This is a genomic window from Selenomonas ruminantium AC2024 (assembly GCF_000687995.1).
Classification (GTDB): Bacteria; Bacillota; Negativicutes; order Selenomonadales; family Selenomonadaceae; genus Selenomonas_A; species Selenomonas_A ruminantium_B.
The window spans coordinates 1,810,129-1,832,754 of sequence record NZ_JIAC01000001.1; the positions used below are offsets into that span (position 1 = coordinate 1,810,129).

Annotated in this window: 22 protein-coding genes and 1 pseudogene; 4 read left to right on the forward strand and 19 right to left on the reverse strand. The window is 48.1% G+C overall.

Annotation, left to right across the window (positions count from 1 at the left end):
* The first annotated feature begins 58 nt into the window (after window positions 1–58).
* A complete protein-coding gene (locus P157_RS0108560) occupies window positions 59–2,128 on the forward strand; it encodes a polyribonucleotide nucleotidyltransferase (protein ID WP_026760636.1) in 2,070 nt (689 codons plus the stop codon).
* 143 nt (window positions 2,129–2,271) lie between these two features.
* Window positions 2,272–3,279, forward strand: coding sequence for a tyrosine-type recombinase/integrase (locus P157_RS14205; protein WP_051598560.1), 1,008 nt, complete (start codon window positions 2,272–2,274; stop codon window positions 3,277–3,279).
* 427 nt (window positions 3,280–3,706) lie between these two features.
* Here P157_RS14205 and P157_RS0108570 read toward each other — a convergent pair whose 3' ends face one another.
* Window positions 3,707–4,582, reverse strand: coding sequence for a hypothetical protein (locus tag P157_RS0108570; RefSeq protein WP_026760637.1), 876 nt, complete (start codon window positions 4,580–4,582; stop codon window positions 3,707–3,709).
* Between the two features lie 289 nt (window positions 4,583–4,871).
* Here P157_RS0108570 and P157_RS14210 point away from each other — a divergent pair.
* Window positions 4,872–5,708, forward strand: a pseudogene (locus P157_RS14210) (IS256 family transposase); the annotation flags it as partial.
* Window positions 5,709–6,231: 523 nt separating this feature from the next.
* On the opposite strand, the gene P157_RS0108580 reads toward P157_RS14210, so the two are convergent.
* The 3 genes from P157_RS0108580 to P157_RS0108590 form a co-directional block, all read right to left on the reverse strand.
* A complete protein-coding gene (locus P157_RS0108580; RefSeq protein ID WP_026760638.1) occupies window positions 6,232–6,576 on the reverse strand; it encodes a type II toxin-antitoxin system HicB family antitoxin in 345 nt (114 codons plus the stop codon).
* A 112-nt stretch (window positions 6,577–6,688) separates the two neighbouring features.
* A complete protein-coding gene (locus P157_RS0108585; RefSeq protein ID WP_026760639.1) occupies window positions 6,689–7,024 on the reverse strand; it encodes a DUF4870 domain-containing protein in 336 nt (111 codons plus the stop codon).
* A 23-nt stretch (window positions 7,025–7,047) separates the two neighbouring features.
* A complete protein-coding gene (locus P157_RS0108590; RefSeq protein WP_026760640.1) occupies window positions 7,048–7,413 on the reverse strand; it encodes a hypothetical protein in 366 nt (121 codons plus the stop codon).
* Between the two features lie 145 nt (window positions 7,414–7,558).
* On the opposite strand from P157_RS0108590, the gene P157_RS0108595 reads away from it, so the two are divergent.
* Window positions 7,559–8,482, forward strand: coding sequence for a YihY/virulence factor BrkB family protein (locus P157_RS0108595; protein ID WP_037352197.1), 924 nt, complete (start codon window positions 7,559–7,561; stop codon window positions 8,480–8,482).
* 50 nt (window positions 8,483–8,532) lie between these two features.
* On the opposite strand, the gene P157_RS0108600 is transcribed toward P157_RS0108595, so the two are convergent.
* From P157_RS0108600 to P157_RS0108670, 15 genes are all read right to left on the reverse strand, one after another.
* Window positions 8,533–9,174: an MBL fold metallo-hydrolase gene (locus P157_RS0108600; protein ID WP_026760642.1), complete on the reverse strand. Its 642-nt coding sequence runs from the start codon at window positions 9,172–9,174 to the stop codon at window positions 8,533–8,535.
* A gap of 19 nt (window positions 9,175–9,193) precedes the next feature.
* The gene (locus P157_RS0108605) at window positions 9,194–9,793 is read right to left on the reverse strand and encodes a lysophospholipid acyltransferase family protein (protein WP_026760643.1); all 600 of its coding nucleotides are present in this window, start codon (window positions 9,791–9,793) and stop codon (window positions 9,194–9,196) included.
* A gap of 10 nt (window positions 9,794–9,803) precedes the next feature.
* Window positions 9,804–10,460, reverse strand: a complete 657-nt coding sequence (cmk, locus tag P157_RS0108610) for a (d)CMP kinase (protein WP_026760644.1) — start codon at window positions 10,458–10,460, stop codon at window positions 9,804–9,806.
* Window positions 10,460–11,758 (reverse strand): 3-phosphoshikimate 1-carboxyvinyltransferase, encoded by a 1,299-nt coding sequence (aroA, locus tag P157_RS0108615; protein WP_026760645.1) that lies wholly within the window; start codon window positions 11,756–11,758, stop codon window positions 10,460–10,462. The genes cmk and aroA overlap by 1 nt, the downstream gene beginning before the upstream one ends.
* A gap of 34 nt (window positions 11,759–11,792) precedes the next feature.
* Complete coding sequence (locus P157_RS0108620) at window positions 11,793–13,034, reverse strand: NAD(P)/FAD-dependent oxidoreductase (RefSeq protein WP_026760646.1); 1,242 nt, start codon at window positions 13,032–13,034, stop codon at window positions 11,793–11,795.
* A complete protein-coding gene (locus P157_RS0108625) occupies window positions 13,031–13,762 on the reverse strand; it encodes a pseudouridine synthase (protein WP_026760647.1) in 732 nt (243 codons plus the stop codon). Before P157_RS0108625 ends, P157_RS0108620 begins: the two co-directional genes overlap by 4 nt.
* The gene (locus P157_RS0108630) at window positions 13,762–14,985 is read right to left on the reverse strand and encodes a D-alanyl-D-alanine carboxypeptidase family protein (RefSeq protein WP_230578463.1); all 1,224 of its coding nucleotides are present in this window, start codon (window positions 14,983–14,985) and stop codon (window positions 13,762–13,764) included. Before P157_RS0108630 ends, P157_RS0108625 begins: the two co-directional genes overlap by 1 nt.
* Window positions 14,986–15,255: 270 nt before the next feature.
* Entirely contained in the window at window positions 15,256–16,842 is a 1,587-nt protein-coding gene (locus P157_RS0108635; RefSeq protein ID WP_026760649.1) for a recombinase family protein, read from the reverse strand.
* A gap of 38 nt (window positions 16,843–16,880) precedes the next feature.
* A complete protein-coding gene (locus P157_RS14215) occupies window positions 16,881–18,089 on the reverse strand; it encodes a recombinase family protein (RefSeq protein WP_051598562.1) in 1,209 nt (402 codons plus the stop codon).
* A gap of 43 nt (window positions 18,090–18,132) precedes the next feature.
* Window positions 18,133–18,309 (reverse strand): SHOCT domain-containing protein, encoded by a 177-nt coding sequence (locus P157_RS14220; RefSeq protein ID WP_155266728.1) that lies wholly within the window; start codon window positions 18,307–18,309, stop codon window positions 18,133–18,135.
* Window positions 18,299–18,673, reverse strand: coding sequence for a hypothetical protein (locus tag P157_RS0108650; RefSeq protein ID WP_026760650.1), 375 nt, complete (start codon window positions 18,671–18,673; stop codon window positions 18,299–18,301). The genes P157_RS14220 and P157_RS0108650 overlap by 11 nt, the downstream gene beginning before the upstream one ends.
* Before the next feature lie 282 nt (window positions 18,674–18,955).
* Window positions 18,956–19,348 (reverse strand): phage holin family protein, encoded by a 393-nt coding sequence (locus P157_RS0108655; RefSeq protein ID WP_026760651.1) that lies wholly within the window; start codon window positions 19,346–19,348, stop codon window positions 18,956–18,958.
* A gap of 3 nt (window positions 19,349–19,351) precedes the next feature.
* Window positions 19,352–20,623 (reverse strand): hypothetical protein, encoded by a 1,272-nt coding sequence (locus P157_RS0108660; RefSeq protein WP_026760652.1) that lies wholly within the window; start codon window positions 20,621–20,623, stop codon window positions 19,352–19,354.
* A 4-nt stretch (window positions 20,624–20,627) separates the two neighbouring features.
* The gene (locus P157_RS0108665; RefSeq protein ID WP_026760653.1) at window positions 20,628–20,852 is read right to left on the reverse strand and encodes a hypothetical protein; all 225 of its coding nucleotides are present in this window, start codon (window positions 20,850–20,852) and stop codon (window positions 20,628–20,630) included.
* The gene (locus tag P157_RS0108670; RefSeq protein ID WP_419185407.1) at window positions 20,852–22,510 is read right to left on the reverse strand and encodes a hypothetical protein; all 1,659 of its coding nucleotides are present in this window, start codon (window positions 22,508–22,510) and stop codon (window positions 20,852–20,854) included. The genes P157_RS0108665 and P157_RS0108670 overlap by 1 nt, the downstream gene beginning before the upstream one ends.
* Window positions 22,511–22,626 lie beyond the last annotated feature (116 nt).

The following is a 22,626-nucleotide window of genomic DNA, read 5'->3' on the forward strand; positions in this document are numbered from 1 at the left end:
ATTCATACAATAGATGTCGAACTATAATAAAGTATGAGTTTGACGTAGGAGGAGAATTATGCAAAGTTTTGAAATGGAACTGGGCGGCCGCAAGCTGACGATTGAAACCGGCAAGCTGGCAAAACAGGCCAACGGCGCTGCCTTTGTTCGTTATGGTGATACGGTAGTGCTGGTTACGGCTACTGCATCCGCAGAACCCCGTGAAGGCGTGGATTTCTTCCCGCTGACCGTGGACTATGAAGAAAAGATGTATGCTGCAGGCAAGATTCCCGGCGGTTTCATCAAGCGCGAGGGCCGTCCGTCTAGTGACGCCATCCTTTGCGCTCGTCTGATTGACCGTCCGATTCGTCCGCTGTTCCCGAAAGGCTACCGCAATGACGTACAGATTGTGGCTACGGTTATGTCCGTAGAGCAGGACAATGCACCGGAACTGGCAGCCATGATTGGTGCCTCTGCAGCACTCTGCATTTCCGATATTCCTTTTATGGGCCCGATTGCCGGCGTGCGCGTAGGCCGTGTAAATGATGAATTCGTCATCAACCCCACGGAAGAACAGCGCAAAGTCAGCACCTTGAACCTTACCGTTGCTGGCTCCAAAGATGCCGTTATGATGGTGGAGGCTGGTGCCAACGAACTGCCGGAAGATGTTATCCTCGATGCCATCCTCTATGGTCATCAGGAAATCCAGCGTATCGTAGCATTCCAGGAAGAAATTCAGCAGGCCTGCGGGAAGGAAAAACGTGAATCCAAGCTGTTCAAGGTGCCGGAAGAACTGGAAGCCGGTATCCGCGAATATGCCAAAGACCGTCTGGATGAAGCTACCCGTAACCCGGATAAGCTCGACCGCGACGCCCATATCGCCGAAATCAACGCCGATACCATGGAACATTTCCTCGTAGATTACCCGGAAATGGACAAGGAAATCGCTATGGCCCTGCATGATTTGGAAAAAGAAATCGTGCGCCACATGATTACCCATGAAAAGATTCGTCCGGACGGCCGTGGCCTCGAAGAAGTGCGTCCGGTAAGCTGCGAAGTAGGTCTGCTGCCGCGTGCACATGGTTCCGGACTCTTTACCCGTGGCCAGACGCAGGTTATGACGGTTACGACCCTTGGTCCCATGAGCGACGAGCAGATTATCGACGGCCTTGGCCCCGAAACCACGAAACATTACATCCATCATTATAACTTCCCCGGCTATTCTGTCGGCGAAGCAAAACCCATCCGCAGCCCGGGACGCCGCGAAATCGGTCATGGCGCTCTGGCAGAACGCGCTCTAGTGCCGGTAATTCCGTCCACGGATGAATTCCCGTATACCATCCGCCTTGTTTCGGAGATCCTTGAATCCAATGGTTCCAGCTCCATGGGCTCCGTCTGTGGCAGCACGCTGTCCCTGATGCAGGCCGGTGTTCCCATCAAGCGTCCGGTTTCCGGCGTGGCTATGGGCCTGGTAAAAGAAGGGGATGCTTATACCATCCTGACCGATATTCAGGGCATGGAAGATGCTCTGGGCGACATGGATTTCAAGGTAGCTGGTACGGAAAAAGGCGTAACGGCTATTCAGATGGATATCAAAGTGGACGGCATTGACCGTAACATTCTGTCCTCGGCATTGCAGCAGGCAAAACGTGGCCGTGCGTTCATTCTGGACAAGATGCTGGCTTGTATTGCCAAACCGAATGATGACTTGTCTCCGTATGCACCGCGCGTGGAAACAATCACCATCAAGGTGGATAAGATTCGCGACGTTATCGGTACGGGCGGCAAAGTGGTTAAGGGCATCATCGATGCAACGGGCGTACAGATTGATATTCACGAAGACGGCAACATTTTCATTTTCTCCGCAGATGCAGAGGGCATGAAGAAAGCTCGCCAGATGATTGAAGACATCGTGCGTGAAGTTGAGGTTGGCGAAGTTTATACCGGTAAGGTTACGCGCCTAATGAAGTTCGGCGCTTTCGTAGAACTGCTGCCTGGCAAAGAAGGTCTGTGCCACATCTCCCAGCTGGCTAAACGCCGCGTTGAAAATGTGGAAGATGTTGTGCAGGTTGGCGACCAGCTCGAAGTCAAAGTCGTTGAGATTGACGACAAGGGTCGCGTAAATGTCAGCCACAAAGTTTTACTGTAAGATAAAAATTTGACAAGTCAAATCTGACATGTCAAAATAAGGAGAAGGTAGGGGAAAATCCCTCTGCCTTTTCTAAAATCTATCCAACTGTGGTTAATGGAAATTACACACAGTTGGACGTGGATAACTGGAGAGGAGTATTTATGGCTGATAATAAACTGACAATCCCCGAAGATTTTAAGGAAACGAATCTGACCGTTAAAAATAATTTGGACATGACCGCCATCACGCCGGATTTTTTTGTGGCTTACTACTGGCAGTTCCTGCCACGTTATATTGCCAGCGGCCGACCGACTCAGGATACCATGCGGGATTACTGCATCCATATCAATGCCTTTATCAAATGGTGCTTTGCCAATCAGCGACATCCCTTGGATATCCAGGACTATCAGATGCGCGTCTACATGGAATACCTCTTTAGCCAGAACTATTCCGAAAATACCATTGCCATCAAGCTGGCTGCTGTCCGGGCCTTTTTCCATACGGCCTGCAAAATGGACCTCATCAAGGCCAATCCCTGCGACGATATCAAATCTGAGAAAAAAATCAGCTGGGACGAACAATTCCGTTTTTACTCCTCTGATCAGATTCAAAAAATGTGTGACTATGTCAAACACATTAATGAGGACAACGAGTTCATCCGTTACCGCGATACGCTGATGATTTACCTTATGGGCGTGGAAGGTTTCCGCAACGTCGAAGTCCACCGCCTCTGCGATGAAGATATCAACTGGGAATACCGCTCCATCAACGTCCGCGGTAAAGGCCATGGGGGAATGGTTTACCCCTGCGATGCCACCTTCACCGTTCTGGAACGCTATTTGGCTGCTCGTCCCCGCCCCACCAAAGATGGCAGCCTCACCCCCACCATTATTTCCGACCATCGTCACAACTATGGACGCATCAGCCGCAACGGCATCCGCGACATCATGAACCGTATCCTTCGTGGCTGCGACCTCAAACATCCTGGCTACTCCTGCCATATCCTTCGTCATAGCTGCGGCACCAACCTCTACAGCGAAACCAAAGACATCCGCCTGGTTCAGGAACAGCTCCGCCATTCCGACCCCAAGATGACCGCCAGATATGCCCATGTGCACGAGAGAATGACCAACCGTCATACGGAGAAATTGGCACCCAAAATTGATTAAATGGCCAAATTCGCTTTGAATCGCCTAGAAGCTTCTGTGAGCGATTTTTTGACAACAGGCAATACCTTATATGCGTAAAGGCTTTGCGTAGCCTTAAAAACGATTCTAAGAGACTGTTTTTTCTAGAACACAAAAATGTGAGTATTCATATATTATTCATGACTTTTCAAAAAGAAGTTATGGCGCCCTAGATGACATAAAAAATCATCCGCATCAAATAATAATGATGCGGATGATTTTTTTACGAGTAGCTCAAACTCATGAAATCTTAATGACTAATCGTTCAAGAGATTCCTTTCTTAGAATAAATAGTTCATTTTTATGTTTATCATCATCACATTCTTGATAAGGAATATAAATTGTAATGCACACTTATCTTGACACATTTCTACCACTCCCTATTTGTTCAGTAGTATGTGTCTTTTTATTATTCAAATTCAAAATTCACATCTTTACCATAGCGGTCGGGATAATATTCTTTAATATAAGCACTCATTATTATACAATACTCTTTTAAATCATTATAAAGGTCAGCATCTAAATCATTTATATTATGTTTTTTTATCAAATTATATGCACGTTTGAAACTGCCATATGCAGGCGGTTCAAAACCTGCCATAAGTTCATATTCTCCTTCAAATATGGTAAGCATAACAATATTTTTATCAACATTCGGATGTATTTCTTTATAATAATGTTCTGCAATATTAGGTAAAGCACCAGTATCAGATGAATAAATATTTTTATTCATTCTTATAATAAAAGAATTTAAACTGTTTCTCCAAAGTATATTAGGATTACCAATGTACTTTTTCCTTCTTTCGTCTCGATACATAAGCCATATTTTGTTTTTTAATTTCTCTTTTTGAGAAGATATATTTTTCAAATCATAGTTCTGTTCCTTTAATAATTTATTTTCTTTTTTCAAATTAACTATATCTTCATTAAGGTTATCCGTATTGATAATTGCTTCAATATAAGCTTTTACTTCTATCTCAGAATCAGAGAGTAAATTAACACTATAATTCTTTTTATTAACTTTTATAATTTTTGAAGCAACAGTAGTAACTTCATCATCAGTTAAAACCATATTTTGTGTCTTCGAGTACGATGACACAAGCACACCGGCTTGTTCTGTAGCTAATCTCATGGCATCTTCCAATGCATGTTGTTTTGCACTGTTAAGAGATTCAGATGATCCAGCAATATACATACCCGTAACGTTTATTGTTTTTTCTGCAGCAAATGCTGATGCTGTAAAAGAAAAAACACAAATAAGTACATATACTAACAATTTATTCATGATTTTCCACCTTCTATAAATCTAAAATTAAACTATCTATATATTATTGTTCGATAAAAGTAAATTATATATTATAAGCAACAAAAATTGGAAGTTGTCATCATGCACCAAAAACGTACACAGCTGAATTCAAGACCAAGATTGTTCTGTTGATTATTCAAATGGAAGCAAGAATTATGAGAGTGTAAAATTAAGTGTGTAAGTTACCGGTAACAAACTTACGCACTTAATTTTTATTCGAAAGTGCGGTACAGTATCATCATAATGACAGAAACGGAGTACAGCACTTATGCCAAGACGAAAAAACAGAGGCAATGAAAAAGGACAGGCTATCGCCAAACTTATCATGGAGCAATATCACCCCCAGAATAAGGAGGAAATGCAGGATGCTATAAAAGATGTATTTGGCCCCATGCTGGAAGCTATGTTGCAGGGAGAAATGGACAACCATCTGGGCTATACATCTAACGACCACGGCAGCAAGGATACAGACAATCGCCGCAATGGCTATATCGACAAGACCGTTCGAAGCAGTTTTGGTGAAATTCCCGTCAGCGTTCCTTGCGACAGGGATGGTTCCTTTGAGCCGCAGGCTATTCCTAAACGGTCAAAGGATATTACGGGTATTGAGGATAAAGTCTTGTCCATGTATGGACGTGGTATGAGCCAGCGTGATATATCCTCGACCATTGAAGACATTTATGGCTTCAGCCTGTCAGCGGAAAGTATCTCAAACATCACCGACCGTGTGCTGGAGGAAGCTGAAGTCTGGCAGAATCGGCCCCTCAAGCCCTTTTATCCCTTTATATTTGTAGACTGTCTTTACGTCCCTATACGGCAGGAGTACGAGACGAAAAACTGTGCCATCTATGTGATTCTCGGCTATGATTTGGATGGTATCAAGGATATCCTAGGCTTATGGATTAGCGACACCGAAGGCAAGCATAACTGGATGCAGATTTTTGACGAAATTAAGACACGCGGTGTTGAAGACGTGGCTTTCATCAGCATGGACGGTGTTTCCGGGCTGGAAGAAGGGGCAAAAGCAATTTTTCCACAGGTGGTGGTACAACGCTACATTATGCACCTTATCCGCAATTCTATTAAGTATATCCCCTCCAATAATTTGTTAATCTATCTCTAATGCCGTTACCTGCGACGTCCCATAGGTTCTAAAACAATATCCGAATCCCTGAACATTCATATCGAGTAATTAATCAGAAGATTCTTTTATGTGTTCTGTTCTGCATTTACGCTGTGATTTCCTGCTAAAGATACTAAAAAGAGAAATTGATTTGTCAATTTTTGATTTGTCAACTTCTCTAAGATAGATAATATTTACTTGTTTATGATTTTGAGGCATTTAAAATAAATCGTGTGGTGTTCTATTTTATAAAATAATAGCTAATCTGGTTGGGTATAGCACTCATGACACCTATTAAATATTGGAATACTGTACAGCAAAAATCATATTTCTAAGTCCCTATATAGTTCATTTTTAGGGGTGTATCCCTTGCTAAACCCTTTGCCAGCTTCAACTTCATGAATTGTTTTCAAAAATTCACTTTCCTCTTTACCCGTGATTGTAAAAGGGATTTTATTTTGGTTATGATTCTAGCCAATGCTATGGACAGTGGATTACGCGTTGGTTAGATAGCCTTTATTGGATGATAAGCCTGTAATGCTTTTTCTATTAGTTTATTAAGACTAATTCCCTGGTTTTGAGCACAAATAGCCAGTTTTTCATGAAGTTGCGGTGTGATGCGGACATTGAAACTGCCTTTATACGCTGTTTCAGGTGCTACGCCATCTTCCTTGCACATTGCTAAATAATCATCAACTGCCCCGTGAAAATCAGCAATTAGTTCAGTTGCATTTGCACCTTCGTAAGAGATTAAGGAGCGTATGCCCAATACCTTGCCATAAAAAACAGTATCATTTTCTGAGATTTCAACAGAACCCACATACCCCTTATATCGCATAGTATTATTCACAGTAAGCCCTCCTCCGATATCATTTTTGATGATTTTTAACAACCAAATATAGTTGTAAAAAATACCTAACAAATCAATTGACTTGTCAGGTATTTTTATATTGTACAACGTGTTAAAATTTTCCAAGCAAGGGATAGTGGTATTCCTTTTCGTTAATCACCTTGAAGCAGGCGATTATGGAACAGCAGAACCATACGATGCCGAGCAGGAACACTATCGGCCAGAGGAGCACTCCGACCAGCAGCATGGTAAGCACTGCAACTATAGCACTAATCACGCCGAAGATTGCTTGGGCCAGCAATGCCTGCTTGGCGTGTCCGGCGATAAAATCGTCATGCTTATCGTAAATCAAATACAATCCCAGCGGCACCAGTACATAGCCAACACCGAAGAACAGGTAGCCGATGTGGGCAGCCAGTGCTAATGCTTTTTGCTTTCCATCTATCATGAGAAACCACTCCCTATCGTTTATTATTCCTCTGCCATGCGGGAGGTTTTGATATGGCTCAGTTCCACCGAATAGGCGGCGCCAAAGCGGCGGTTCATTTCCTCATCGCTGGGAATTTCTTTGGGCGGTGAAGCCGGTTCAGAGGGTTTTAATGCTGAAATGGGTTTCAAGTCCTCCAGCTTGTCCTCGACGCTGGCCAGGTCATTTTGCACGCTGCCCAGCTTTGTCTGGCTGTCTTCGTTGTTATCGCCCTGCAAATCGGTAATCTGGTTCTCGAATTTGCTTTTCTGAGCCTTCAGGGCTTCAATCTCGTCCTCTTTGTAGGACGGCTGCTTAATGGGCCCATGGTAGGCCTGCATGGCATGGTGAACATTGTTAAGTGATATCAAGCGCTCACTCTTCCTCTCCATCTTTTCATTGATTAAAACTTATCCCGCTCTTAATATACAGGATATTCCCTTGGGTGTAAATAGGAAAATGCGCGGTGAAGGACGAATACTATAGGAAATGATGGATATCGGCAAGGAGAAAGTTATGGATAAATTGGTGCAGAGCCTGTTAAAGCGGCTTACGCCTCTTTGGGAGACGCTTTATTTCTTCTACCAACGCTTTACGGATTACCACCGCATTGCCAGCTGGTTTGATATGGCTTCGGGAACGACGTATTATTTCCTGTTGGGCTTTCTGCCCTTTCTGGTGTTTACGGTCAATCTGATGCTGTTTGTCATGGCTGCGCAGGTGGATGCCATTTACGGTGTGGCCGCGCATTATCTGCCGGAGCGGATGGCGGGGCCGTTGATGAGCGACATCACCCGCATTATGGCCAGCCGCAGTTCCCTGTGGATGTGGGTGACGGGCCTTTTCTCTCTGTACAGTTTTGTGCAGGGGCTCGTGATTCTGACGCGGGCTACGGACAGTCTGGATTATGCGCAGACGGAAAACATAGCGCGGGATAACCGCCACAATGTTTTGGTCTATGCCAAGGGCATTATCTTTACCTTTGGCCTCATGGTGGTGATTTTCCTTTCTTTGGGGCTGCCGGTCTTTGGCAATTCGCTGGTGTATTATCTGAATGAAAGCAGCCACTTCCCCGCCTTTTTCCTCTGGCTGTGGAATTTCCTGCGGGTTTTCCTGCCGTTTGTGGTGCTCGTGGTGTGGCTGACCTTCTTCTATATCTTTGCCCCCCACTCCTACACGCCGCCCTTCCGGCAGGCATTAATCACGGCTCTGCTGGTCACTTGCTTGTGGCTGGCGGTTACAGGGATTTACGGCTGGTTTATGACCCTTATTCCAAGCATGGGCATTGCCTATGGTTCCCTCTTTGGGCTCTTTGCCCTGTTCGTGTGGTTTAAGTTTATCGTCAGCTTTATCATCTATGGCATTGAGTTTCTCATGGCCCTAAATGAAATCGAATTGCGGCGTAAGATTGCCGCCCTTCAGGCCAAGCAGGCGAAATAAAAATGACATCTGACCGGTCTTTTTTTGACAAGTCAGATGTCATTTTTGCTTTATTTGAGGCGCCCGGCGTACCAGGGCATTTTGCGTTCATGTTCCACGGTGGTTTCTTCCGAGTGAGCGCTCAGCAGGATGGTTTCCTGTGGCAGGGTCAGCAGGCGGTCCGTGATATGGCTCAGCAGGGTTTCTTCATCTCCGCCGGGCAAATCGGTGCGGCCGTAACTTTCGCGGAAGATACAATCCCCTACAAAGGCGATGCCGTCCTTTTCGCTGTAGAAGGCACAGCCGTCGGAGGTATGGCCGGGACAATGGATGAGCTGCAGCTTGTGGTCAGGATTGTCCTTTAAGGTGATTACTGCGTTGTGAGGCAGGTACGTGACATAATGGAGGATGATTTCCTTCCGCAGTTGGTTCGAAAGGTTCCAGTTGGGATTTTCCGCGTAGTTCTTGCCGTTCTCCTGCATAATGATCTCGGCGCCCCAGGCTGCCTGCAATTCGTTTACTGCAGCGATATGGTCAAAGTGGCCGTGAGTCAGCAGGATTTTTTCAATGACAAAGCCCCGCTCCTCCGCAACTTTTTTGAGTTTGGCGGCTTCGGCGCCCGGGTCGATAATGAAGCCATGCTTGCTTTCCTCGTCAATGTAGAAGTAAACATTGGTGGGAAGATATTCCGTGACGGTAACCTGCAAAATCATGTGTCTCACCTCATATTCGTTAATCCTGATATTCAGCTTTCATGGCGGCGATTTTATCCATAATGCTCTGGGAAAATGCTTCCAGAGCTTCTTTGTCTTTATGGTCGCCTTCAAATTTCATGGGTTCGCCGTAGATAACTTTGAGCTTCGGGAAATGTTCTCCACCTGCAAAAATCTTATCGGTGCCGATGATGGCAGCCGGCACGATGGGCGCTTTGCTCATGGCAGCGATAAGGCCAACACCAGCTTCGGCTTTGCCGAGTTTTCCGGTTCGGCTGCGGGTGCCTTCCGGGAACAGGCCGAGGCAGCGGCCCTCTTTAAGCACCTGCATGGCGGCTTTGATGGCGCCACGGTCAGCAGCTCCCCGCTTTACGGGGAAGGCATGGCAGGCGGTAATGGCCCGGCCAAAGATGGGATTCTTGAAGAGTTCAATCTTGGCCATGTAGCTTACCGGACGGTGCAGGAAGGTGGCGACAAAGGGCGGGTCCCAGTTGCTCATGTGGTTGGCGGCCAGAATCACGGCGCCGTCTTTGGGCATATTCTCCCGGCCGTAGATTTCGGCACGGAAAAAGAGTTTGAAGAAAATGCTGAAAATCAGCTGTAACAGACTATATAACATGACGCACCTCTTATTTGCACATGGAGAGGATGCGCTCTACTACTTCGTCAATGGACAGGCCCGTGGTGTCGAGCAGCGTGGCATCTTCAGCCTGTACCAGCGGGCTGATTTCGCGTTCGCTGTCGGCTTTGTCGCGGGCGGCGATATCGGCTTTCATCTGTTCCATATCGATGGTATAGCCTTTTTCCGTGAGCTCTTTGTGGCGGCGGCGGGCACGTTCTTCAATGGAGGCGGTCAGGAAAATCTTGACATCTGCATTGGGCAGGACGTTGGTGGCGATATCACGGCCATCCATGAGCACGCTGCCCCGCTCACCCATCTTGCGCTGCAGGTCTACCATCTTTTCGCGGACAGGGCCGAGGGCAGCGACCTGGGACACGATAGCGCTGACTTCCGGCGTGCGGATTTCGCCCGTCACATCTGTGCCGTCAACGGCAACGGTGGTTTTGCCGTCCTTGTACTGCAGGTCTACATCAATATCCTTGACCACTTCGAGAATCAGCTCGTCGGTTACTTCTTTCTTCTGCTGCAGGGTTTTCCAGGCTACAGCGCGGTACATGGCACCGGTGTCGATATAGGTATAGCCGAGTTTCTTGGCGGCTAACTGTGCCACGGTGCTTTTGCCTGCTCCGGCAGGGCCGTCGATTGCTACTACTAAGTTTTTCATTACTGTATTTCCTCCAAAGTCTGATAAAATTCGGGATACGAGATATTGACGCACTGGGGATTCTCAATCTCCACGCCAGCGCCCACGGTGCCAAGGATGGCTAGGGACATGGCAATGCGGTGGTCGTCATAGGAAAAGGCCGTTGCCTTTTGCAGCTTGGCACCGCCATGAATCACAAGGCCGTCCTCGCGTTCTTCCACAGCGCCGGGTGCCAGCTTGTTGAATTCCTTGGCAATGGCCATGAGGCGGTCGGTTTCCTTGACGCGCAGCTCGCCTGCTCCGGTAATCACGGTATCGCCTTGGGCACAAAGGGCAGCCACGGCGATAATGGGGATTTCGTCAATCAGGCGCGGCATGATTTCAGCACCGAAAGTCACGCCCTTGAGGTCGCTATATTCCACCAGCATATCCGCTGCGGCTTCCCCACCGCTTGTGCGTTCATTCTGCAGGGTAATCTTGGCGCCCATGTCCTTGAGTACATCGAGAATACCTGTACGGGTGGGATTAATGCCCACGTTCTTTAAGAGCAGTTTGCTGCCGGGCACGATGCTTCCTGCTACGAGCCAGTAAGCGGCAGAACTAATATCGCCGGGCACTTCGATTTCCTGTGGTGCCGTGAACTTTTCTACGGGCTGGATGGTTACGGCCGTGCCTTCACGCTTGAGCTGCACACCGAAGGCCGCGAGCATCTGTTCCGTATGGTCACGGGATACAAAGGGTTCATTGACCGTCGTTTCGCCCTCGGCAAACATGCCGGCCAGCAAAATAGCCGATTTTACCTGCGCACTGGCCACGGGGCTGTCGTAGTGCATGCCGTGAAGTTTTTTCTGGGCAGGTACTACGGTGATGGGCAGTTTCGCATTGTTTTCCCGGCCGTAAATCTGCGCGCCCATCTGGGAGAGCGGCTTGATTACCCGGCCCATGGGGCGCTTGTGCAGGGAAGCATCCCCGGTGAAGGTGGAAAGAAAGGGCTGGGCGGCCAAAATACCCATCAAGAGGCGCAGGGTTGTGCCGGAGTTGCCCGCATCCAGAATGGTTGCCGGTTCCTTGAGGCCATGCAGGCCGTTACCCGTGACGATAAGCTCCGTGTCGCTGATGAATTCGACTTTTGCGCCGAGTGCTTCCATGCAGGCTGCGGTGGACATGCAGTCCTGAGCATGCAGGAAGTTCTTGATGCGCACCGGCGTATCCCCAAGCGCAGAGAACATGACACTGCGATGGGAAATGGATTTGTCACCGGGTATTACGATTTCGCCTTGCAGGCCCTGACGGGCTTTTTCAATCTGGATTTTTTCCATTCAGACAACCCCTTTGTTTTATAGGTATATATGATTAATCGTTCCACACACTCCAGTTGCCAGCGGCCGCGCCCATGGAAAAGGCCGCCTGCAGGTTGTAGCCGCCGGTATAGGCGTCCACATCCACCACTTCGCCGGCAAAGTACAAGCCTTTGACGAGTTTGGATTCCATGGTCTTGGGATTGATTTCCTTGACGGAAATCCCGCCTGCCGTCACAATGGCTTCGGCAATCGGTCTTGCTTTCGTTATGGTTAAGGGCAGGTGTTGCAAGGTATGCCCTAAACGGTGGCGTTCTTCCACCGTTATCTGATGCACAGGCTTATCCATTTCGAGGAAAGCCGCATCGAGCACCGGCTCAATGAGCTTATGCGGCAGTAAATCCACCATGGCATTGCCCAGCTGTTTGCGCTGATACTTGGCAAAATCCCGCTGCAGGCGGGCATCTAAAACATCTTCTGCTAATGCAGGCTTTAGGTTCAGCTCCAGTTCCACAAAGGAATCATTGGCCAGTGCCTCGGTAGCCGCCCGGCTTAGGGACAGGATGATGGGGCCGGTCACGCCGAAATGGGTAAACATCATTTCCCCGAACATATCCGTCTTTTTCTCACCGTCTACCAAGAGTGTGGCTTTTACATTGCGCAGAGATAGGCCCTGTACGGATTTTACCCAATCTTCCTCGGTTTCCAGAGGAACTAGTGACGGGCGGATATCCACCAGCGTATGGCCGAGTTTCTGCGCCATCTTATAGCCGTCGCCTGTGGAGCCGGTGCCGGGGTAAGATGCCCCGCCGGTGCAGAGGATTACGGCATCGGCTTTGAAGCTGGCACCGCTCTGTAGTTTTACGGCCTTTATTTCCCCATCATGAGCGAGAATCTCGCTGACAGGGCTGTCGGTTTCGATTTTGACGTCCAGTTCATGGAGCTTATGCACCATGGCATCTACGACATCCTGCGCCTTGTCGCTGACGGGAAACACTCTCTGACCGCGTTCCACCTTGGTCGGTACGCCCTGCGACTCGAAGAAGTAGATAACATCCTCATTGTCATAGGCCCGCATGGAGCTGTTGAGGAACTTGCCATTGCCGTGGATATTTTTGATGATTTCGGGCACGGTGGCGGCATTGGTGATATTGCAGCGGCCCTTGCCGGTAATCAGCATCTTCTTGCCGGGGCGCTTCATTTTTTCGAGTATGGTAACATCAGCGCCATTCTCCGCCGCCTTGATGGCTGCCATCATGCCTGCGGGGCCGGCACCGATTACAATGATTTTTTTCATGATTGTTCTAAACCTGCTATACGATAGAGTTCTGCTACTTCGTCGTTGGTCAAGGGCCGATAGTGTCCGCGCTTGACTCCTGTTAAGGTGAGGCTTGCGAATTTGACCCGCTTCAAGGCCCGCACATCAGAGCCGATTGCGGCAAACATCCGGCGTACCTGTCGGTTGCGGCCCTCATGGATGGTGATTTCCACCTTGGCTTCATCTTCGGCGGTGTCCAATCGCTTTACTACAGCCGGAGCCGTGAGCCCGTCTTCGAGCTGAATGCCCTGGCGTAATTTGTCCAAAGCATTTTCTGTGGGAATCGGCGTGACTCTGGCGATATAGGTCTTATTGACCTTGTAGCGGGGATGCAGCAGGCCGTTCATCAGATTGCCGTCATTGGAAATCAGGAGCAGCCCTTCGGTGTTGTTATCTAGGCGTCCCAAGGGATAGACCCGCTCTTTGACCTCGGGCAATAAGTCCAGCACCGTGCGCCGTCCGCGCTCGTCCTTGGCTGTGGAAAGATAGCCTTTGGGCTTATTGAGCAGGAAGTAGACTTTTTCCTCAGCAAAGGTCAGGGGCTTGCCGTCTACGCAGATGCGCTGATGGCTGCTGTCGTACTTGCCGCCCAGCTCGGTGATGGTCTTGCCGTCAACAGTTACTCGTCCTGCAAGGATAAGCCCCTCTGCCGCCCGCCGGGAAGCAATTCCCGCTTTGGCAATGATTTTTTGCAAGCGTTCTTCCATCAGAACAGTCCTTTCCAGAAATCACGCAGCGTTTTTAAGAGATTGTCCCAGAAGGAATAATATTCCACATCCTGAGCGGCCAAAAGATAGATGGAACCCTGGGCTTTGCCATCATAGTAGCAAACTACCTTGCCGATGACATCGCCCTTTTTTATCGGGGCGGCAACTTCGCGCGGTACTTCCACCTTGCGCTCCACCTTGGCCGTTTCGCCGGTCTTTTCCACGGCAACCAAGGATTCAGCGGCGATAAGTTCCAATTCATCATGGCGGCCATCGGCCACATCTACTTTTGCCACCACTTCGCCCTTCTTGACCAAAGTCTTGGGATGGGCATTCTGGAAGCCGTAGTCGAGCAGGGCAATGGAATCGTTCCACATATAGTAGCTGTCCAACACCACCGCTACGAGCTGCATACCGTCCCGGCGGGCGGCGGATACCAGGCAGCGGCCTGCCGCATCCGTGTAGCCCGTCTTGACGCCGTTAGCCCCGCGATAGAGCCAGAGCATCTGATTCTCATTGCGCAGTTTCTTGGCCGGGTCTTTTACCCAGTCATAGAGCGCTTCCTGCTTGCCCACGATTTCCTCGAAATGCGGCAGGCTGTAGCCGTAGGCCGCGATTTTTGCTAAATCATAAGCTGTGGTGTAATGCTTTTCATCTGGCAGGCCGTTGGGGTTCACGAAATGAGTGCTGTTAGCCCCAAGCTCCTCGGCCTTGTCGTTCATCATGCGCACAAAGGCGGGCACGCTGCCTGCGATATGCTCGGCTACCGCCACGGTGGCATCATTGCCGGAATGCATCATCATGCCGGTCAGAAGCTCGCCCAGAGGAATCTTATCCCCTTGCACCAGCCAGAGCGTGGAACCTTCCACACCTTCGGCATTCTTGCTGACGGTAACGATATCGTCCAGCTTGCCATGCTCCAAGGCCACAATCAACGTCATCATCTTCGTGGTGCTGGCCGGATAACGGCGGGCATCGATATCCCGCTCATAGAGAATCTGTCCCGTTACCGTATCCATTACGATGGCAGAACGGGCCGTCAGCTTTTGCAAGGGGTCGGCAGGACTTACCACAAGTCCTGGAATATTCGGCCGCTCTGGCTGAACGTAGACCTTATCCTGCACTTCAGCAAAAGCAGACGGACTCTGCGGCAAATTTATCATAAAACCAGCAGCCCCCAGCATGAACGCTGTGACTGCTTTACAGGCGATTCTTCGTCTCAAAAACATACACTCCATTAGTCTTGTAATATTGATACAACCATATTTTTCCTAGTTTTTTACCGTTTGAGGGGTTGCAAAATTCCTCAGGGGGTTGCATCGTTTGCGAGTATCATGAAGCCTTGTAACGATTGGGTTCCGAGTTTTACGGTGCGCAATGCAACCCGCACCTTATCTTAATTGAGACGCCAATGAACTCACATACAATCATTTTACCATAAAATAAGAAAGGAATACAAGAAAATTGGCACGGGACTTTGCCCGTGCCGCCTGTTACCCTATATGAATTTCTGTTCCATCCTTGAATGTTACGCTGATATCTTCCTTGCTGTATACGGTCATGAAGTCCACAATCGTTCCCCACAAGCCTTCATCAAACTTCGTTACTGATGTGTCTTGGGTGGCCAATGCTTTGACGAATGCCCCAAGCCGCTCTGCCTTAGCATGCCGGGCCTTGATGGATTTTTCTGTCCTGTCATAGCTGGCTTTGGTCGTCTCATAACGACTGACCAGTTCATCATAGCGTTTCTGGTAGTCCGTCTGGTCTTGGGCTATGCGGGCATTTTCACTGATGCATTTTTGCACCCTATCCGATAGAACATTCATTTCATCCATAAGCCGTTGGCTTTCAGCTTCAAGGTCTGACGTGTCACATATCTGCTTCTGTACCAGCCGGATATTTTCCAGCATATCATCTTTGCCCTCCAGTAGCTTATTCACCACCTTGACGAAAGCATCTTTTATTTCCTTCTCCGTCAGATGTGGCGTGGAGCATTTCTTTGCCCCTGCGAACTTGTTGTTACACTGGTAGACCACTCGCCTGTATTTATCATTGCTGTGCCAAACCTTGGAACCATACCAATGACCGCATGCTCCACACTTGATGCGATTAGAAAATATGGTCGACCCGCTATATCCGCCTTTTCCCCTGCCATTCTTGCGTCGTTCAATCTCAGCCTGTACCAAATCAAATGTCGCTGGCGGTATAATTGCTTCGTGATTGCCCGTCACATAATACTGCGGAATCTCCCCTTCATTCTTTTTTACTTTCTTGGTCAGGAAATCCACGGTAAATTTCTTTTGCAGTAGTGCGTCCCCCTTCATTTTTTCGCTAGTGAGAATGCTCTGCACCGTATTAGAATACCATCTATCTTTGCCCGCTGGTGATTTTATGCCCTTTTCCATCAGTTTTTTGGCGATTGCTGAGTAAGACAACCCGGTAAGGAAAAGTTTGTAAATGAGCTTCACAACCTTGGCCTGTTCAGGATTTACGACCAGATTGCCATCTTCGCCCCGGTCATATCCAAGGAAACGCTTGTAAGGAACTCTTGCCTTACCGTCAGCGAAGCTTTTTCTCTGCCCCCAGGTGGTATTCTCCGATATGCTCCGCGCTTCTTCCTGACTGATAGAGCTTAAAACCGTGATGAGCAATTCCCCGGCAGAGTCCAATGTCCAAATTCCTTCTTTTTCAAAATAACATTCAACCCCGGCAGCTTTTAGTTTTCTTATCGTTGTAAGGCAGTCTACTGTATTTCTGGCAAATCTGGACACCGATTTTGTGATGATAAGTTGTATTTTTCCCGCTAAAGCGTCTTTTATCATGCGTGTGAATCCTTCGCGCTTTTTCGTGGAAGTTCCTGTCACACCTTCATCGGTATATATGCCAACAAAATCCCAGTCTTTTCGTTCCTTGATGTATTTTGTATAGTAATCGACTTGTGCGGCGTAGCTGGATATCTGGTCATCCGTATCTGTACTGACACGAGCATATCCCGCTACTTTCCGCTTTACATTGCTGGCGATAGGTGCAGCCGTAAATTTATTAATCGTTGCGGGAATAGTCGTTATCTTTCTTGCCACAATACTCATCCTCCTCGTTTCGTACGCGATGAAAGTTACTACGGTCGGTATATTTCTGTTTTTATTTCTCCATTCTTAAAATGAAATTCCAAAACATCTCGTTTGGGCACGCTGATATAATCTACATTTTTTAGGAATACTTCTTTATTGAATTCTTCTATGTTCAACACTTTTGCGCATACTCGCTTGAGATCTTCTTGATTTATTTTTTCGCTCCCAGAACATATCCCCACCTTTTTCCAGTGTGCCCAATATTCATTCGACGTAGCTTTGTATTGATAATAAACATAACTGCGCCCACAAAACGGGCATTTAATTTTCATGGTAAAACAGGATGCATTGATTTTGCATCTACTCTTACGATTTGCAAATTCTTCCTGTACCATATCAAATGTTTTTTTATCAATGATAGCTTCATGTGTATTTTCAGCCAGGTAACGGGTCAATTCCCCATCGTTTTTCTTGAGCTTGTGTGTAAGAGGATTTTCCACATAATATTTTTGCAGAATCAGATTGCCTGTATAGTGAACATTTTGCAGGATGTAGTTGACACTACTGCCACTCCATCGCTTGCCTCTCTTGGTGATAATACCTTGGCTGGAAAGTTCACAGGCTATTTCCGCTGTCGACTTACCAGAAAGATAATCCTGATATATACGCTTTACAATAATGGCTTCTTCGGGGACAATAATCATCTCGTCCCCCACCCATTTGTACCCGTAAATACAGAATTTTGCATTGGGAAGTCCCTGTTCAAATCTTTTCCGCTTTGCCCACTTTACATTTTCCGAGTAGTTGATGATTTCTTCCTGTGCAATACTTGCCAAGATAGACAACATAATCTCGCCGGACGAGCTCATGGAGCGGATATTCTCCTTTTCAAATCGTACTTCCACCCCAATGACTTTGAGATGCCGAACAGTAGAAAGAAGGTCAACCGTATTTCTTGCGAAACGGCTGATGGACTTGGTCAGGATTATATCAATCTTTCCAGCCTCACAATCAGCCACCATACGCTGAAATTCTGACCGCTTGTTGATGCTGGTACCGGAGATAAAACTGTCGGCATACACACCGGCATATTCCCACTCCGGATTATTCTGAATAAGCTCGCTGTAATAGCTAATCTGTGCTGACAGTGAATGCGTCAGTCGGTCTGATTCTGCAGATACCCGTGCATACGCTGCTACGCGCTTTTTCCGCTTAATCTGCGGAACCTTTGGCTCTATACGTTCTATCTTCTTCATGAGCATGCCCTCCTTTCCTACTATATATCACTCTACGCTGAGCCTAAGTCAACGCCATGTCCGAGAATAATGTACCGAGCAGCGGATGATATTTTTCGCGCATCAACTGCTCTGCCTTGGCATAATCCGCCTGTGTGATAATGCCCTGTTCCAACCAGCCACGAAACACCTGCATGGCTGACTGATACTTGGCCTCCTTCAGCATCAAATCATGAGACATGGGCTTCACCGAACCTTTCTGCTATGTAGCAGGCGTGGGAGCAGAACTTTCTTCCCTTTCTGCCGTGGAAGGGCTTACCACAATGAGTACAGACGTTGTTGGCCTTCATCAAATCAGTGTGATGATTCCACCATTTGATGCGGCAAGTATCGGAGCAGAACTTCTTCCCCTTCTGACCTGTAGGCTGCGTAATGGACTGGCCACATTCCAAGCAAACCATCTGCCCATCACCTGCCTTTAGCTTATTTCGGATGCAATAGGACTTGATGGTATTCTCTGACAGAGACATGGCGGCCGCTATCTTCTTATACCCCAGCCCCGCCTGTCTCATAGCCTTGATTTCTTCTTGCTGTTTTTCTGTCATCACTCGACCTCCACTTTTAATTGGCGGTGCAATTTTGAGCCACCAAAGTTTCTGTAAGATTGCCTTTCTCTTCATATAGCCGAAAAAATCAACCCTCTCATATGTAAGAGGACAAAAAGTTCCATCTTGGTCACCAGCCCCCGCTACTTTCTTAAAGAGAAGAAAACAGCATTTTGCCGAAAAAATCTGCCCTCTCACCATTGAAAGGACAGAAATAATGATTTTTAGCAAAAAAATAAGCCCGGCAGGATTTCTCCCACCAGGCAATAACCTATCCGATATTCATTTGTTCTTAAGCTGTTTCATGACTTCCGTCAGCTTATCCGGCACTGGCAGACCAATCCTCGCAGCATTTTCTACAATGGAAATGCCCTCATTAGCACAGTAGAAGAAGATAACTGCCGTACGCAGGACACAGCCACCACCTACCATATGGACATCCAGCACATTGGCCACGCCGACCAAGGCCATGATGAAGACCTTCTGGCAAATGCCACGGAAGCCCACGGAACTGGAAAGCCGTTTTTCCACTATGGCACAGAGCACTCCGGTGATGTAGTCCGTCACGATAAAAGCCACCAATGCATAAAGCAGGCTATCAAAACTGCCGAGATACTCCCCAAGAGCAGCTCCTGCTCCTGCTGCCCAGCATCTGATATCTAAAAATGCATCCATAAATCATTCCCCCTTCATCCAATTTTTCCAATCCTTCATAGGCCGCAAGCGAGCGTTACGCTGATTGTAGTCACCCTCAATCAGCTTCTTCTCGCCGTTTTTTACACGGTACAGTTTGACATCGAAAGCCATTAGCCATGTCCGTGGGCGCAGCTTGCAGGCCAGCAGTCTTTGTCCTGGCTCATAGCCATTGACCTCACAGATTTGCTGTCCCTGTGGTGATTTCAGTTCATAGCTGTAGGAATCCGGCTCATACCCCATGTACTCAATTCGCTCCTTGTTATTGCGGCTCATGGTCACCTTGAAGCCATCCGGCAAGCGCAGGTCTGTACTTTTAATGGAATCCACAAAATGATATGGTTCACCATACTCTTCGTCCAAGGGCAGATACGTCAAACGCCAGCTGCCATTGTTGTTATGTCGACCTCGCAGTATGGTAATCCCCTTCGGTGTAGCCACCATTTCTAACAGGTATTCAACTGCCAAGGAATAGAGTGTGCCAAAATCTGCCTGCCAGCATCGTTCCCTGTCATCATAGATGCCAAGATTTCTGCCCGACATGTATAACGCCTGTGCATTCCCTTCCAAAAACAAACAGTAATCCTGCTCTGATTCATACCAGCCACCGGTTATCCTGCATTCTTTTTCCGGAAGGACGGTCATTGATTCCCCCTCACCAGACGGAGCCTGCTTTTCCAGTTCCAGCAAAGCCCGTTCTGCCGTCTGCTTTGCACCTTCCTGCAATACTTGGGCATATTTCATTTGCTCAAACGCAGTTTCTGTTTCGACCAACCAATAATGGTCTTGCGGTTCCCATTCAAAGTAAATTCCCAACTTTGCCCCTATGCTTCCACCATAATCCTTGAACCAATAGCCCAATGCGCCATTTCTATGAGAATACCGCTCGTATTTGAGTTCCTGCACTTCCCCAGAAGCACCAACGGACACATCCAGCCCCCTGTAGGCATCCGAGAACACGACCTCACTGTCACGATTTGCCATAAGTTTATGCTTTGCATCTTTTCTGCCAGTTTTCAATTTGTCATTGTGATAAAGGCAATGCGTACCGTCTTCCATGAAAATCGGTACATACGGCTCACTGCTATTGATAACAGGAGCCGCGCCTCCTCCTTCGGAGATGTTACCGTAGATACATCTGCCGTCTGTCCAGATAAAATCTCCGACAGCAATAGCTTTATTTCCGATTATGTTCAGCCACTTGCCATCAGCCTGTGCCTTGGTATTGCCGACTGCCGTTACTCTTGTCCTGTGCATGACCTCACGCTCCTACAATTACAGCTGTTCCACTCTTGGCCAGCTGTACCCAGACCAGACTGCCGTCATCGGTATTCACATCCACCGCTGCCTTCATGGGGTAGCTGTGAGCACCGATATGTACTCTGCCACCCTGGATAACGCCCCGCAGGGCTTTCTGCTCGGATTGCTTCTTTGCTCTTTTCATGCCAGCCTTGATGGATTCAGCCAGCCCATATATTCCGTTCATCAGTACCACCTCGTCATTTTAATTGTCTGCCGCAGACTTCTTGGGGTAAGCTCCACGACATTGGACACCAGGAAATACTCACTGCCGTTGAATTTAATCCGCTCGGTAAAATCCACGATATGCTTCACATCCGGCACACCGCTACGAACATTAGCTACGACCTCCACAGTGACAGTCTCCTGCGTCTTGCGGTTCAGCCACTCTATGGCTTTGGTCAGTTCCCATAGATAATCTTCGCCTATAACTGGAAACTCTGTGTCGATGAGGGATTCGTACTTGGGGCCGTCATCGTCATCACCCGTATCGTACTCAGCCCCCAGACTCAGATTGGACTGGTCGATTGTGAAGCGGCTGGCCTTGCCTCCGGGCTTGCCTTGTGACAAGCTGCTGCCTTCCAGTTCCCCATCCACATACACCACAGTGGAATACCAGCCATAGCCAAGGGGAGCATGGTAGGTTATGCGCTCCGTACCATTTTGGTTGTTCCAGTCTGTCCAATCATAGATATCGTGTTCCTGCCCGTCATTGATAGCTTCAGTGGTGCGCTCCTTTTCCTTGAAGAGGTAGATGTCCCTGTTGGTCTTAGCATAAAAATACTCTGTCCGGCTGGTGGAGCCGTCCTTGTTGTGGGTGCTCTTTTCCGACAGGTATTCACCGTCATAGACATAATCGGTATAGCCCTTCTCGTTGGTTTCGTGGGTCAGAAAGCCGTTGGAATAGGATCTGCTGATTTCCCCCAGCGAGATAGTCCCGGTGAAACCTTTCGGCTCAGTATCCTCATCGTTATGAGCCTTACCGGCATTTTCCATGGTACTGTGCCAGATGGAGCGGACAAGTTTTCGCTCAATGGTCGGCTTGCTATGTGGCCAGTCTGTAATATCTACGACAGAACGCTCCCTGCCTCGCTGAATAATATGCAGGGTATCTCCACGGATAAAGACGTTTATTTGACGCTGGGGCAGTTTGGCTGTCCAACCGAACAATGCGGAAATGAAGTCTTGATAGGTCATACCGCTGTCCTCAAAGTTCTGTGACGGAATGAAATCGTCACAAGTCATATCCAGTTTCAGCCCCAGCGCCTTGGCTATGCCCTCGGCGTAGTAGGACACCCCAAACTCATTGACAAAAAAGCTGATGGCACTGTAGAGCAGCTTGTCCTTGGAATACATCCCCTTCACCGTCTGAACCAAATCCCGCTGACTGGTTTCCTCCACGAGAAAATGGAAGTGATAGTCAAAAATCTGCCCCTGCACAGAATCGTCAATGTTCAATGGCTGCACCGTTTCCAACTGAAAACTGTCCGAAAGCGTCAGTTCACCCAGTGACATTGAAAAAGAGCGGATACCATGCTCACGAAAATTATCCATGATGGATGGCAATGTTGCCGCCTTGAGTTTCTTTGCCGGTGATGGCTTAACTGCAGGTTCAACATACGCCAGTACCACCGGCACTCGGATTGATGTGTCAGCAAAGAGCGACTGAAACTTTATAACCTGCCGCCGTGTATGGCTTACCGCAGGTTCGCCCCAGCCCAACTTACGTGAAGTATCTGCCATGGACAAAACATCTATACCCAGCCTGCTGATGGTGTCAGCTGATGCCTGTTCCCTTTTACTAATCTGCCGCAGGCATTTGCTTCGCCGTACACAGAAATTCATGGACAGAATGCGCGATGTATCTGCATTTGCTTTGGCGTACTGGCAACTCACAAACCTTGCCGTATCTGCTGAACCCTTCTCTGGCATTGCCAACTTTCTGAGCAGGTCTGCGTTCG

What these genes read in the sequence shown, in the direction of transcription:
- P157_RS0108560 (WP_026760636.1), top strand. Translation starts at nt 59, where the DNA reads ATGCAAAGTTTTGAAATGGAACTGGGCGGCCGCAAGCTGACGATTGAA.
- P157_RS14205 (WP_051598560.1), top strand. Translation starts at nt 2,272, where the DNA reads ATGGCTGATAATAAACTGACAATCCCCGAAGATTTTAAGGAAACGAAT.
- P157_RS0108570 (WP_026760637.1), bottom strand. Translation starts at nt 4,582, where the DNA reads ATGAATAAATTGTTAGTATATGTACTTATTTGTGTTTTTTCTTTTACA.
- P157_RS0108585 (WP_026760639.1), bottom strand. Translation starts at nt 7,024, where the DNA reads ATGATAGATGGAAAGCAAAAAGCATTAGCACTGGCTGCCCACATCGGC.
- P157_RS0108595 (WP_037352197.1), top strand. Translation starts at nt 7,559, where the DNA reads ATGGATAAATTGGTGCAGAGCCTGTTAAAGCGGCTTACGCCTCTTTGG.
- P157_RS0108600 (WP_026760642.1), bottom strand. Translation starts at nt 9,174, where the DNA reads ATGATTTTGCAGGTTACCGTCACGGAATATCTTCCCACCAATGTTTAC.
- P157_RS0108605 (WP_026760643.1), bottom strand. Translation starts at nt 9,793, where the DNA reads ATGTTATATAGTCTGTTACAGCTGATTTTCAGCATTTTCTTCAAACTC.
- cmk (WP_026760644.1), bottom strand. Translation starts at nt 10,460, where the DNA reads ATGAAAAACTTAGTAGTAGCAATCGACGGCCCTGCCGGAGCAGGCAAA.
- aroA (WP_026760645.1), bottom strand. Translation starts at nt 11,758, where the DNA reads ATGGAAAAAATCCAGATTGAAAAAGCCCGTCAGGGCCTGCAAGGCGAA.
- P157_RS0108620 (WP_026760646.1), bottom strand. Translation starts at nt 13,034, where the DNA reads ATGAAAAAAATCATTGTAATCGGTGCCGGCCCCGCAGGCATGATGGCA.
- P157_RS0108625 (WP_026760647.1), bottom strand. Translation starts at nt 13,762, where the DNA reads ATGGAAGAACGCTTGCAAAAAATCATTGCCAAAGCGGGAATTGCTTCC.
- P157_RS14215 (WP_051598562.1), bottom strand. Translation starts at nt 18,089, where the DNA reads ATGAAGAAGATAGAACGTATAGAGCCAAAGGTTCCGCAGATTAAGCGG.
- P157_RS14220 (WP_155266728.1), bottom strand. Translation starts at nt 18,309, where the DNA reads ATGTCTCATGATTTGATGCTGAAGGAGGCCAAGTATCAGTCAGCCATG.
- P157_RS0108650 (WP_026760650.1), bottom strand. Translation starts at nt 18,673, where the DNA reads ATGACAGAAAAACAGCAAGAAGAAATCAAGGCTATGAGACAGGCGGGG.
- P157_RS0108655 (WP_026760651.1), bottom strand. Translation starts at nt 19,348, where the DNA reads ATGGATGCATTTTTAGATATCAGATGCTGGGCAGCAGGAGCAGGAGCT.
- P157_RS0108660 (WP_026760652.1), bottom strand. Translation starts at nt 20,623, where the DNA reads ATGCACAGGACAAGAGTAACGGCAGTCGGCAATACCAAGGCACAGGCT.
- P157_RS0108665 (WP_026760653.1), bottom strand. Translation starts at nt 20,852, where the DNA reads ATGAACGGAATATATGGGCTGGCTGAATCCATCAAGGCTGGCATGAAA.
- P157_RS0108670 (WP_419185407.1), bottom strand. Translation starts at nt 22,510, where the DNA reads ATGAATTTCTGTGTACGGCGAAGCAAATGCCTGCGGCAGATTAGTAAA.